At 66.5% G+C, this 11,776-nt stretch carries 14 protein-coding genes; 11 read left to right on the top strand and 3 right to left on the bottom strand.

The genetic code is table 11. The features are described from left to right. Nucleotides 1-13: 13 nt before the first annotated feature. Nucleotides 14-634, top strand: coding sequence for a nicotinate-nucleotide adenylyltransferase (nadD, locus tag ABT053_RS31425; RefSeq protein WP_350973897.1), 621 nt, complete (start codon nucleotides 14-16; stop codon nucleotides 632-634). A gap of 12 nt (nucleotides 635-646) precedes the next feature. On the opposite strand, the gene ABT053_RS31420 is transcribed toward nadD, so the two are convergent. Next, on the bottom strand, nucleotides 647-1,894 hold the full coding sequence (locus ABT053_RS31420) for a tyrosine-type recombinase/integrase (RefSeq protein ID WP_350973895.1): 1,248 nt from the start codon (nucleotides 1,892-1,894) through the stop codon (nucleotides 647-649). 3 nt (nucleotides 1,895-1,897) lie between these two features. Then, on the bottom strand, nucleotides 1,898-2,527 hold the full coding sequence (locus tag ABT053_RS31415) for a helix-turn-helix domain-containing protein (protein ID WP_350973893.1): 630 nt from the start codon (nucleotides 2,525-2,527) through the stop codon (nucleotides 1,898-1,900). A gap of 91 nt (nucleotides 2,528-2,618) precedes the next feature. Here ABT053_RS31415 and ABT053_RS31410 point away from each other — a divergent pair, with 91 nt between their 5' ends. The 6 genes from ABT053_RS31410 (at nucleotide 2,619) to ABT053_RS31385 (ending at nucleotide 5,621) form a co-directional block, all read left to right on the top strand. Beyond that, a complete protein-coding gene (locus ABT053_RS31410; RefSeq protein ID WP_350973892.1) occupies nucleotides 2,619-2,810 on the top strand; it encodes a helix-turn-helix transcriptional regulator in 192 nt (63 codons plus the stop codon). Then, the gene (locus ABT053_RS31405; RefSeq protein WP_350973891.1) at nucleotides 2,810-3,151 is read left to right on the top strand and encodes a hypothetical protein; all 342 of its coding nucleotides are present in this window, start codon (nucleotides 2,810-2,812) and stop codon (nucleotides 3,149-3,151) included. The genes ABT053_RS31410 and ABT053_RS31405 overlap by 1 nt, the downstream gene beginning before the upstream one ends. Nucleotide 3,152: 1 nt before the next feature. Next, nucleotides 3,153-3,395: a hypothetical protein gene (locus ABT053_RS31400; RefSeq protein WP_350973889.1), complete on the top strand. Its 243-nt coding sequence runs from the start codon at nucleotides 3,153-3,155 to the stop codon at nucleotides 3,393-3,395. Next, entirely contained in the window at nucleotides 3,392-5,014 is a 1,623-nt protein-coding gene (locus ABT053_RS31395; protein ID WP_350973888.1) for a YfjI family protein, read from the top strand. The genes ABT053_RS31400 and ABT053_RS31395 overlap by 4 nt, the downstream gene beginning before the upstream one ends. A 69-nt stretch (nucleotides 5,015-5,083) precedes the next feature. Beyond that, nucleotides 5,084-5,434: a hypothetical protein gene (locus tag ABT053_RS31390; protein WP_350973886.1), complete on the top strand. Its 351-nt coding sequence runs from the start codon at nucleotides 5,084-5,086 to the stop codon at nucleotides 5,432-5,434. Continuing rightward, the gene (locus ABT053_RS31385) at nucleotides 5,427-5,621 is read left to right on the top strand and encodes a hypothetical protein (RefSeq protein WP_350973885.1); all 195 of its coding nucleotides are present in this window, start codon (nucleotides 5,427-5,429) and stop codon (nucleotides 5,619-5,621) included. Before ABT053_RS31390 ends, ABT053_RS31385 begins: the two co-directional genes overlap by 8 nt. 126 nt (nucleotides 5,622-5,747) lie before the next feature. On the opposite strand, the gene ABT053_RS31380 is transcribed toward ABT053_RS31385, so the two are convergent. After that, nucleotides 5,748-5,954 carry a hypothetical protein gene (locus ABT053_RS31380; RefSeq protein WP_350973884.1) on the bottom strand — a complete coding sequence of 69 codons (207 nt, stop codon included), beginning with the start codon at nucleotides 5,952-5,954 and terminating at the stop codon, nucleotides 5,748-5,750. A 182-nt stretch (nucleotides 5,955-6,136) separates the two neighbouring features. On the opposite strand from ABT053_RS31380, the gene ABT053_RS31375 reads away from it, so the two are divergent. The 4 genes from ABT053_RS31375 to ABT053_RS31360 all read left to right on the top strand — a co-directional run bounded on the left by ABT053_RS31375 (nucleotide 6,137) and on the right by ABT053_RS31360 (nucleotide 11,571). Further along, nucleotides 6,137-6,403 (top strand): hypothetical protein, encoded by a 267-nt coding sequence (locus ABT053_RS31375; protein ID WP_350973882.1) that lies wholly within the window; start codon nucleotides 6,137-6,139, stop codon nucleotides 6,401-6,403. Then, a complete protein-coding gene (locus ABT053_RS31370) occupies nucleotides 6,400-7,101 on the top strand; it encodes a hypothetical protein (RefSeq protein ID WP_350973880.1) in 702 nt (233 codons plus the stop codon). Before ABT053_RS31375 ends, ABT053_RS31370 begins: the two co-directional genes overlap by 4 nt. Nucleotides 7,102-7,590: 489 nt before the next feature. Beyond that, nucleotides 7,591-8,001: a hypothetical protein gene (locus ABT053_RS31365; RefSeq protein ID WP_350973879.1), complete on the top strand. Its 411-nt coding sequence runs from the start codon at nucleotides 7,591-7,593 to the stop codon at nucleotides 7,999-8,001. An 87-nt stretch (nucleotides 8,002-8,088) separates the two neighbouring features. Further along, nucleotides 8,089-11,571 (top strand): hypothetical protein, encoded by a 3,483-nt coding sequence (locus tag ABT053_RS31360; RefSeq protein WP_350973878.1) that lies wholly within the window; start codon nucleotides 8,089-8,091, stop codon nucleotides 11,569-11,571. Nucleotides 11,572-11,776: the final 205 nt, after the last annotated feature.

Genomic DNA, 11,776 nt, shown 5'->3' with positions numbered 1-11,776 from the left:
TATGGTCCGTTTCATGATGAACGCGCCTACTGGCCGGGGAAAGCGACGTCTGGGCGTCATGGGCGGGACCTTCGACCCGATCCACCACGGCCACCTGGTCGCGGCCAGTGAGGTCGCCCACCACTTCGATCTCGACGAAGTGGTCTTCGTGCCGACGGGGAAGCCGTGGCAGAAGGCCGACAAGATCGTCTCGGCCGCCGAGGACCGCTATCTCATGACGGTCATCGCGACCGCCTCCAACCCCCGGTTCTCGGTGAGCCGCGTCGACATCGACCGTCCGGGGCCGACCTTCACCATCGACACGCTCAGGGAGATCTCCGCCGCCTGGGGGCCCGACGTGGATCTCTACTTCATCACCGGAGCCGACGCCCTCGCCCAGATCCTGAGCTGGCGCGACGTGGACGAGCTGTTCACCATCGCGCACTTCGTGGGCGCCACCAGGCCCGGCCACGTCCTGCGCGACCCCGGCCTGCCGGAGGGCAAGGTGAGCCTGGTGGAGATCCCGGCGCTGGCCATCTCGTCGTCGGAGTGCCGCCAGCGGGTGGCCTCGGGGGAGCCCATCTGGTATCTCGTCCCCGACGGCATCGTCCAGTACATCAACAAGCGCGGCCTGTACGGTTCCGCGCAGCCATGAGCAGGTCAAACGCTACGCCTCCTTCGCCGCAGGGCACAGGGAGGGCACATCAGCGAAAAGAGCATCGACCGCGAGACGCGCCCGATCATCGGAATCCGGCCACAGATGGGCGTACGTCGACAGGGTGATCGTCGGGCTTTTGTGCCCCAGCAACATCTGGACCGTCTTCACGCTCTCACCGAACCGGATCAGCGCTGAGGCGTAGGTGTGCCGGCCGATGTGCAGGCCGGTCCGAGGCGGAAGCCCCACTTTCTCCGCAGCTGGGCGCCAGATGTCACCCCATGTTCCCCGGCGGACCGGGGTCCCGATCGTCGTGGTGAACAGCAGATCGGCCTTTCGGAGCCGCGGCTTCCTTGGGTCGGTTCGATCCTCGATCTCCACGGTCGTCGCTGGGAACTCCGCCAGGTGGGCCGCGAGCATGTCCACGACGCCCTGTGTCAGTGGAACCGTCCGGACGCTCTGCGGGGTCTTGGGCTCGCCTAGGTAGGCCACGTGGCCCTCTTCCAGGCCCGTGATGAGCTGTTGACGGACGTTCAAGGTCCGGCGGAGGAAGTCGATGCAGTCGACCTCAAGCCCGAAGATCTCGCCGGGCCTCAGGCCCGTGCTGGAGGCCGTGAGGATGGTCGCCCGGTAGCGACGGGGGAGTTCCTCGCCCAGCGCGACCACCTGAGCCACTGAGAGCGGCTGAACCTTCTTCGCGGGCTTGGCCGGGAGCTGGATACCGACGCACGGAGATCGCCCAATGACGGGCTCCTGGATGGCAGAGCGGAAGATGCTCGCGACGTACCCATAGACGACTTCGAGGGTGGCGGGGGAGAGAGTCCTGGTCGCCTCGTTCACGAGCTTCTGAATGTGTTTGCGGCGCACCGCGGACAGAGGCAGGTCGCCGATCACCGGGTTGATGTACAGCCGGAGTGCCCGCTCGACGAGAACCCGGGTCGCCTCCCGGTGCAGGCGAGTCGTCCGCCACTGCTCGGCGTACTCGGAGAACTTGATCAGCCCGTCGTCCGGGTTGATCCACGTCCCGCTCTTGATCTGGTCTTTCACCTTGGCGTCGAACGCATCCGCGCAAGTGTTCGGGTCATTGCCGAACCGCTCGCTGAAGTTCTTCTTCCGCTGGTGGCCAGCCTCGTCCCGGTAGCGGACTTGCCAGCGCTCACCCTGGCCGTGATCGGCGGTCGGGACCTTCGCTGGACGGCACTTGCACTTCGGCTCGTCTGACTTGGGGCGGGATTTGTGCCATCTGTCTGAGACAGACACGAGTTACTCCTTTCCTAGATCGTCCTTGATTTGGTCGAGTTCGTCGGTCAGTCGTTGGTGCCAGCGCTGAGCTTCGGCCAGGCGGTACGCCGAGGCGCTGGGCGTGTCACGCCGCAGACCGGGGACAAGCTGACGGACCTGCTTCCGCAGCATGAAGGCCGCCCTCGACGCCGGATGCTTGCGCTCGTTCAAGCGCTGTGGCGGGAGAGACAGCGACTCATACGCGTGGGTCTCACGTACGAGCGAATCGTCTCCATCATCCACAAGGACGTCGATCGCTGGGGATGCACCTTCGGCCCACTCCCACACGAGCCACGCCGGAAGCTCCACGGTCGGAGCCAACGGCACCATCTCGTCCCCGTCGACAGACGGCAGAAGCAGCGCCAGCGGAGAGACGTTCAGTACAAGTGCCAGCGCTACTAGATCATCGACATCAACCTTCCTCTCCTTCTTCTCGATCTTCGTGATGCCTGTCGCCTGGATCGGCCGGCCGATCTCGCCGAGGAGTTGGGACAGGCGAATAGTCGACAACCCCCGCTCGGTCCGGAATGACCGGAGGTTCTCCGCGACCTGTGCGCCGGTGGGGCCGACGTCATTCGTCTGCCTCTTGGCCCTCTGTTCTTCTGCTGCCATATAGGGAGCGTCGCACACCTAGTTGACAGCGGCAAGTCCTCCTGAGACCCTCCCAGACAGGAATAGATCAATACCTATCTAGGAGTGTGCAATGCCTGTTCGACAGCTGGCACTCCCCGCGGAGGTCGCCGAGTACCTCCGTGTGGAGGTGAAGACCCTCCGTCAGTGGAGGTGGCAGCGGAAGGGGCCGAAGTTCCACCGGCTCGAAGGCGGCGGGATCCGCTACGACTGGGCCGACGTCGAGGCTTACGTCAAGAAGCAGGCCCACGGCGGTGCGATCTGATGTCCACCACGCAAAAAGGTCCCGGCGGGAGCAGCAACTCCCACCAGGACCCGTACGACCTCAAGGCCGCCAACGACAGGGCCAAGAGTAGCCGGAAGCGCGGCCCGCGTCACGTCACTGGGCAGCTTCCCCTCGTCCGATCCGCCACCGTGTTCCCGCCCGACCTCGGTCTCGTGTACGCGCCGATCATGCTCGATGACGAGTGCGCGTGCGGCGGCTGGCACCGGCATCAGGTGAAGTGGCCCGCGCCCGTCCTGCTCAGCCGCCGCGCCCGCTGCGGTGTCCGGTACGAGCTGGCGCTCCACAGGCCGAAGGTCAAGCGCGGCAAGGCGGTGGCCTGACATGTGCGAGCACGCCCAGCACATCGAGCAGATGCGCCAGCTCGTCCGCGACCTCGACGCCCAGCACCGCCGAGAGCAGCAGGCGTTCGCCGACGGCTTCCGTACGGGCTTTCGGGATGGAGTGGACGTCGGCTACGGGCAGCGCTGCCACGAGGAGACCCTTGCCTGGCAGGAACACAAGAAGCGGTACAGGCCGTACGCCAACCTGCCCGTCCGTACCGAGATCCCTAGGAAGTCCGCGTGACCACGTGCAAGCGCTGCGGTGCACCGCTGGTCCCCATCGCCCACCAGACGGAGGGATGGGGAAGCTACGACGCGTGCTCCCGCTGCGAGAAGAAGCCGGACCACTGCACGTGCGCGGAGAAGTCGATGCCCGATGGTTGGGAGCTGCCTGCCCCGCTTGGTCGAGGCGCGGAGCTGCCCGCCTTCCCCGTCGATGCGCTGCCTGACTGGGTGAGGCAAGAGGTCACAGGGCTCGCCGAGTTCACGCAGACGCCGACTGATCTGGGAGGAACCATCGGCCTCGCGGTGCTGTCCGCCAGCGCGGGCGGCCGGGCCGTCGTTGAGGTTCGCGGCTCGTGGCGTGAGCCCGTCAACCTGCACACCGTCACGGCCATGCCGCCTGGATCTCGCAAGTCGGCAGTCTTCGCCGAGCTGGTCGGTCCACTGCTCGACGCTGAGCAAAGCATGATCGAGATCACCCGCCCTCAAGTGCTGGAAGCAGAGACTCAGCGCAAGGTGGCCCAGAAGGCAGCCGAGCAGGCCACCACGAAAGCAGGCGCCCAGGACGGTAAGGACGACGCGAAGCGGCAAGAAGCGCTTGCCAATGCCATCAGTGCAGCGCAGATGGCCGAGGCCGTCACGGTTCCGACGCTCCCGCGTCTGGTTGCCGACGACGTGACTCCCGAAGCCGCAGCCACCCTGCTCGCCGAGCAAGGCGGACGACTGGCCATCATGTCCGCCGAGGGCGGCATCTTCTCCACCCTGGCCGGGCGCTACTCCGGCATGCCGTCGCTGGAAGTCTTCCTCAAGGGGCACGCAGGCGACATGCTCCGCGTCGACCGAAAGGGGCGCCCTCCCGAGCACGTCGCACACCCTGCCCTGACCCTTGGCCTCGCGGTACAGCCCGAAGTGCTGACCGACATAGCCCAGCTTCCCGGGTTCCGTGGCCGCGGCCTGCTCGCCCGCATCCTGTACTCGCTGCCGGCCAACCTCGTTGGCCGTCGAGTTATCGGAGCGCCTCCCATCGCCGAGAGTGTTCGCGCGACCTACTCGGCCAACGTGCGGACCCTGACGACCACTCTGGCCGAGTGGACAGATCCCGCCGTGCTCGTCCTGACCCCTGAGGCGGGGGAGATCGTTCTTCAGATGGAGCGAGAGCTTGAGCCCCGGCTCGCTGAACATACTGGGGATCTTGCGGGCATCGTCGACTGGGCTTCCAAGCTTGTTGGCGCCGTGGTGCGCATCGCTGGCCTGCTGCATCTCGCGGGCGACATCACGACCGGATGGTCCAAGCCGATCAACGCGGACACGATGCGGAACGCCGTCCGCCTCGGCGGGTACTTCACCGCTCACGCGCTCGCCACCTTCGACGCCATGGGTGCTGACCCTCAAGTCAGCGACGCCCGGGTGATCCTCGAATGGCTCAGGCGCACCAAGCCGATGGAGTTCACTCGTCGGGAGCTGTTCTCCGGCATCTCGCGATCCCGCTTCCGCAAGGTCGGAGATCTTGACGTCCCGCTGGAACTCGTTGAGCAGCACGGCTACATCCGGCGCAAGCCCGAGCCTGAGCGCACCGGCCCAGGACGCCGCCCATCACCCACCTACGAAGTCCATCCATCCCTTGCCGCAGAAACCGCGTAATCCGCAAAAACCCTTCCCGTCGCCGATTCTGCGGATTACGCGGTTTCTGCGGCACCCTCAGGAGGCCTCATGATTCCCAACCGTAAGCCCGACCGGTACGTGCCCCACTGGGAAACCCTCGCCGTCACCGCCCTCCCCACCGGGTGGCGCAACCTCTACATAGACGAGGGCATCACCTCTTCGCCCTGCCCCGCGATCCTTGTCCAGGAGCGCCGTGCGGACACCCACTGCTGGGACATCGACCTCCCCGACGGCTCCCGAGACGTCAAACTCAAGGTCGTCCCGTGCAAGCAGCCCTACGAGACGCGCACGGTGTTCGCGGACTTCGACATGGCGAACCTTGAGGCGGCTGACGACGTCGGCAACTACCTCCGGACCATCGGCCCCGGCGAAGACATCCCGGAGTCCACTGATGCCTGAGAAGATCTCGCCCAGCATGCGGGCCGCGCTCGACCAAGCCAGCGCCCACCTCGCCGAGGCCCGAGCCGACCTCGAAGCCCACCTCACCGCCCGCGCGATGCTCGACAGCCTCGACGAAGTCAGCCGCGTCACTCCGCGGATCCTCCTCGCCCTCGCCGCCGAGATCCGCGAACGGCACGGCGAGTAAGCCCCAATGCCAGGGCGTGAAAGTCACCGGCCGGATCTTGACCTGTCCGCGCCCGGACCCATGGGAGCGAGCGGTTCCTTTCGCCGCGCAGACCTTCCAGCGCCCTCGACGCCGACCGCGCCACCATCAGGCGCGGTCGGCGTCACCCTCACCGCAGACACCCTCGCCTGGCTCCACCGCCACGACTTCCACCGCCACCTCATCGACGCCGCACGCCGCGACCGAGACCACGGCCAACCACTCCCCACCGGCTTCCCCGGCATCATCCGCGCCATCCTCGACGCCGAAACGGCAAACCGCATTGCCAGTTTTCGACAAGCCGAATTGACCCACGACAAGCTAGATCCAAGTGACAGGCACTCACTCTCAGCAGTGGCGGAGCAGTTCGGCCTTGCGAAACGAACGCTCCGCCACTGGTGCGAAACCGGCCAAGTCCACGCAGAGCAACCCGGACAACACGGCCACTGGAAAGTCAGCGCTACCTCCGTAGCCGCCCACATACAGAAGAGGACCCCATGACACCAGACCGGCGCGTCGACCTCGCCGCCGCCATCTCCTCGAAGCTCACCAGCAGCCTCGACGCCGGAGACCAGCGACGGCGAGACCAGGCCACCCGAACCGGCATCACCGACAACCTCGACCAGGTCCGCGCCCTCGGCGAAGACCTCACCATCGCCGCTGGCCTCGACCCCGTCCAGCGCCAGACCGTCGCGACCCTCGCTCTCCGCGACCTCCGCGCCCGCGAGAACCAGCACTCCAAGGCCACCAGGAGCGGCAAGTGACCACACCCCTCGACATGGACCCCGCCGTCCGCGACGCCGTCAAGGACCTCGCCGACGCCGAGCAGCTCTACGAAGAGCTGAAGGAGAAGGTCGTCGACGGGGAAGACGTCACCCCCCGAGACCTCGCCGAACACCGCGAACTCATCGACTTCGCCGCCTTGATGATCGACAGCACGAAGAAGAAGGTGACCGCGGCCCGAGCCGAAGACCGCCAGCGCCGATACATCGAACTCGGCGACGAACTCGCCACCTTCACCGCAGGAAGCCAGGACGTCGAGGACGCGCTCATCGCAGCGACCGCAGCCCTCCGCCACCTCCTCGACGTCGGCGAGACCCGACGCCAGCGCATGAAGGACATCGCCAGCCGAGGCGCCGCGCTCCGCCAGGAAGCCCGCGACCACGGCGAAGAGAGCGATCTCAAGAACGCTGGAGTCTGGGCTTCGGATGCGGAGAACGGGATCGTCTACCGCCGCGTCGAGAATGGCGAGCTGACCTACAGACGACGCATGCTCCTCCACCCTGCTCACCTCGCAGCCCTCGCCATCCGCAACAGCGTCATCTCTCACAACCTCGACCGAGGCATCACCTACATGGAATGGCCTGAGTCATCCATGTCCGCTGGCCGATGGGCAGCACGCGAGTTCCCCGCAGCAGCCGGACCCACCATGCCAGGCCACGCCGAATGGCCAGGACAGTAAGCCTCTGACCTGCGAAGACGTGGGGGATGACCTCTGACCTGCGGAAACAAAAGGGGACCGTGGGCGAGGTGTCTGCCCCGTCGCTCTAGCAACCAGACTCAACGGCTTTTGGGAGGTGTTTTAGGTGCCAGGAGGCCCGAAGCGGGATCCGTCGAAGCCGTACAGCCGGTATAGGAAGCCCGGACCTGCGGGTTTGACGGTTTTGCCGAATGAGTGTGCTTTGCCGGTGCCTGAGATGCCGGGTGGGCGGGCGTGGAGTGATCACGAGAGCACGTTGTGGGCGTCGTTGTGGACGGGGCCGCAGGCGAATGAGTGGGATGACTCGTTCATTCCGGCGGTGGCGGCTTACGTCTGCCATTTCTCGGCGGTGCTGTCTGGGGATGCGTCGGCGTGGGCTGCTCAGGAGATGCGACACCTCGGCGAGCAGCTGGGGTTGACGCCGAGAGGAATGAAGGCCATGGGCTGGACGATCGCAGGTCAGGGGGAAGGGTGAGCGAGCGTAGGCGTGCCCGCGCCAACGGCGGGATGTCGGAGCCGGATGAGGATGAGGTGCCGGCGTGGCTGTTTCGGTTCCAGTACGGCCAGTGGGCGGTTGGGGGGACGCCGGAGAGCCCGGTGCAGAAGCCGCTGCCGACTTCAGCGCGGGAGATGGTCGAGTATTGCCGGGCGCGGCGCCGGTGGCATGAGATGCGCGAGAAGTGGCTGAAGGCCAACGGCTGGATCATGCAGGACGTCTATCCGGACCGCCACGAGGAGTATCAGGAGCAGGCCGAGCGGGAGCCCGCTCGGGTGTTGAAGCCGGATTGGGCGGCTGAGTCTGAGGACTTCCGCACGAGAGGCCGTCTTTTGCAGTACGCCACCGAGGAGTCGGCGGCCGTGCTCGGGTCGAGGGGCTGGTGAGTCCCCGGATGCGTACGCAGGAAATTCCTCCTCTCCCGCGGTCTTCCGTGGGTGCGGGTCGGCGGGTCGGTCCCCGGGGGTGTGGTCGTGGCTGAGCGCAGTGTGAGTGTCCGGCTGAAGATGGACGTCGCGGGGTTCACTGCCGGGTCGAGAGCTGCGGGCCGTGACCTGTCCGGGTTGAACCGGAAGATGGGAGAGACCGCCGGCGCCGCGTCGGGCATGCGCAAGAAGCTCGAAGACGCGGTGAGGAAGCTCCCGAAGATCGAGATTGACGCGAACTCGACCGCGGCTGATTTGAAGGTCGCCGAGGTTCGCGACGAGCTGGAGAAGCTGTCACAGAAGAAGATCGGCGTGGATATCAACGCTGATCAGGCGTTCATGCAGATGCAGGTTCTTCGCGCTGAGCTGGTGGAGTTGGAGCGCGGAGCGTCGTTCGACGTGAAGGCCGGTATCAGTCAGGCGCTCGGTGAGTTGGCCGCGGTGGACGCCGAGGTGAATCGGCTGACGGGCAACGAGGCTCGGGTACAGGTCGATGCTGACGTGTCGGGTGCGCTGGCGAGTATTGGCCTGGTCGGAGCCGCTTTGTCGGCGACGGCTGCCCTGCCTGCGCTGGCGGTGATGGGTGCGGGCGCGGTTGCGCTGGGTGGTGCGTTCGCCGTGGCGGGTGCCGGTGTGGCGGGGTTCGCTGCGGTCGCGACACCGAGCTTGGAGCGGATCAACCAGGGGCTTCAGGAGCAGGAGGCCGCCGCGTTGAAGGCTCGCCGGGCCGCGGGCGAGTTGACCCCGGCGTGGAATGATCTTTCTGCGGCTGAGAAGGCTATGGCGGGTGAGCTGAAGAAGTTCCGGCAGGAGTCGGAAGCGTGGCAGCGGTCCCTGCAGCCTGAGGTGTTCCCGGCGATGGTGGCCGGGATGGATCTTTTCTCCACTGCGATGACGAGATCTACGCCGTTGGTGCGCGGATCGTCGGTTGCGCTGGGGCAGCTGGCGGTGGAAGCGGACGAGGCTCTGAATGGGCCGTGGTGGTCGGAGTTCTTCGACAACTTGGGTGTGCAGGCGCCGACAGCGGTCCTGGGGCTGGGGCATTCGCTGGGCAACGTCGGCGCCGGGGTGGCCGGGATCGTTGACGCCTTTTTGCTGTTTATGCCCGTCGTCGTCGGCGGGGCCGAGGACGCCACCGAGGCGTTCGCCAAGTGGGGGCAGCAACTCAAGAACAGCCCAGAGTTCCGGGAGTTCATCTTCTACGTGCGGGAGAACGCCCCCGAGGTGTGGGAGCTGATCAAGGGCATCGCCGGGGCGGGCGGTGACATCGTCACGGCTTTGGCGCCGCTCGGGCTGGGCTCCCTGTCGGGACTGTCGATGCTGGCGCAGCTCGTCGCCGGCATGGACCCTGAGCACATCCAGTTGATCGCGTTGGCGATTGTCGCGATCAAGGTTGCTCAGAGCGGTCTGAGGGTCGCGAGCTTCTTCACGGAGTTCGGTGGCGCGGTCGACAGGGCGAAGAGCAAGGCGGCCGGGCTGGGCGACGCCATCGGTGGTCTGGGCGGGAAGCTGGGCCTGCTCGGCGGTGTCGTGGGTGGCGCTGCTTTGGCGGGCGGGCTGCTGGTGCTGGAGTCGCGGCTTTCGGCGAATGCGGACGCGGCGTCGAAGTTCACCGAGAAGGTCTCAGCGCTGGGTGGCGGCAACGTTGATCAGGAGATCGCCGCGGTCACCCGGGCCATTGAGGAGCAGCGTTCTCAGATCGGGTTCGCTGTTTTCGACACGATTTACTTCTCCGACGCGCAGCGCGCCGCCGCGGACAACGTCGAGGCGCTGGAGAGCCGCCTGGCGGAGTTGAAGCACAGCAAGGAGCTCGACTCCATCGCGTCGAAGGCTGCGGCTGACGCGGCCGGAGAGCACGGCCGGAAGGTCGGTGAGCTCAACACCGCCCTCGATGCCTTCGCGGGCCGGACGGACGCCTACCAGGCCGCGAGGAACCTGGAGAAGGCGTACAAGGACACGGCGGCTGCGTTGGACGCCGCCAACGGGAAAATGTCGATCAGCCGGGGCATGACGGACGCGCAGAAAGACGCGGTCATCCGGGCGAGGGAGTCGTTCTCCGGCTACATCGAGTCGATCCGCACCGCGGCTGATGGTGCGCAGACCTTGTCGGGTAGGACTTCGGACGGCACGAAAGCTGTGTTGGAGCAGCTGCCGAGGCTGACGGAGCTGGCGGGCAAGAACCGGGATGCCAAAGAGCAGGTTCTTCTGCTGGCAAAGGCGTATGGGATCTCCGCGGCTGATGCGGCGAAAGCCTCGAAGGGCGGCAAGGATCTCAAGGAGGTCTTGGCTGACTTGAAGTCCAAGCAGCTGCGGATCGACATGGACACGCGGGCTGCTCAGGCGAACCTGAACAACATTCAACGGACGTTGATCGACATCGCCAGACGGGCCGATCTACAGCTCAAGGGCGGGTTGAACCCGACCTCGGCGCGCGGCAACGCGTGGGGCGGTATCCAGAACCGCAACGGCGCCCCGGACTACATGGCCATGGGCGGTATCCGCTCGCTGGGGTCGAGTCCGGCGGCGATGATCGCCCGGTCTCCGGCGCTGATCTCGGGCCGCGGCGGACCGGACGTCATCATGGGCGAGGCCGGGTGGGAGGCGTTCATTCCGCTGGATCCGTCCAAGCGGGGCCGGGGTATGCAGGTCCTCGGCGAGGCCGCGTCCATCATGGGCATGGCGGTGGTGCCGGAGCAGATCGCGCTCAACACGGCGGGGTCGACGTCGGCGGCCAGCGGAGGTCAGTTCTTGGGCGCCGGCGGGGCGATGGTGACGGTCACCGGGATTGACGCTCTCCGCGGCGCACTGGACGCCACGGCGGTGGATCTGACCGGTTCCCTCGGCGGGGCTACGGCGGCTCTGGACGCGACCCTCGGAGACGCCGGCACTCTCACCTCGTCCCTAGCAGGGGTGGGGGAGATCGCTGGGTATCTCGCGGGTGAGGTGACCGGGTGGGGTGAGGTCATCTCGTCCGAGGTGCCGCCTTTGACGGATGCGGTGACGCTGCTCGGTACCGCGATCTCAGCGGCGGCTTCGTCGGCTGGCGACGCGAAGGGCGCCACCGGCTCCAAGGGAGACGAGCGAAGCCCGCGGGCGGGCAGTTCCTCGAAGGGCGCCACGGGGTCGAAGGGCGACGAGCGAAGCCCGCGAGGCGCTGCCAGCAAGACGGGCATCTCGGCATCTGCGGTGAAGAGCACCCAGCCGTTGGGCATGTCGGCGTCTGCGGTGAAGACCACGCAGAAGATCGAGCCGCCGAAGAAGATCGCGTTGCAGGGTGCGGCCAGCATCACCAGTGTGGCGATGTCTGGCGGTACGAACTGGAGCAGGACCTCCAGGCCGGTGCAGGCGGCGCCGTCCACTTCAGGCGGACCCGCCAGCAGCACCAGCGGCGGCAGCAGCGAAGGGACACTCAGTTCCCGGCAGGTCGCCGGGTCGCTCGTGCACATCGACACCCTCACCGTCCGCGAGCAGGCCGACGTGGACGTGGTCGCCGCCGCCCTGTACTCCCGGCTCGGGAGCAAAGGAGTGTGATCCGGTCCCGGCTCGGAGGCGACACGAGCCGGGATCAGTGTCAGCGGTGAACACGACGGCGCCCCCGCCCGGAGGACGAGGCAGGGGCGCCAACTATCTGACTCGACTTGCTCGAAGCGGTTACAAAGAAAGCGCACTCTCAGTTCATGACTAGTCACTCTAGGAATGGTCGCCTCGGCGCCCTGATCTCCTGGTCTCAAACCAT

This window comes from Streptosporangium sp. NPDC002524, assembly GCF_040295985.1.
Lineage (GTDB): Bacteria > Actinomycetota > Actinomycetes > Streptosporangiales > Streptosporangiaceae > Streptosporangium.
The sequence above is the reverse complement of the archived record's forward strand: the minus strand, read 5'-3'. Positions and strand labels throughout refer to the sequence as shown.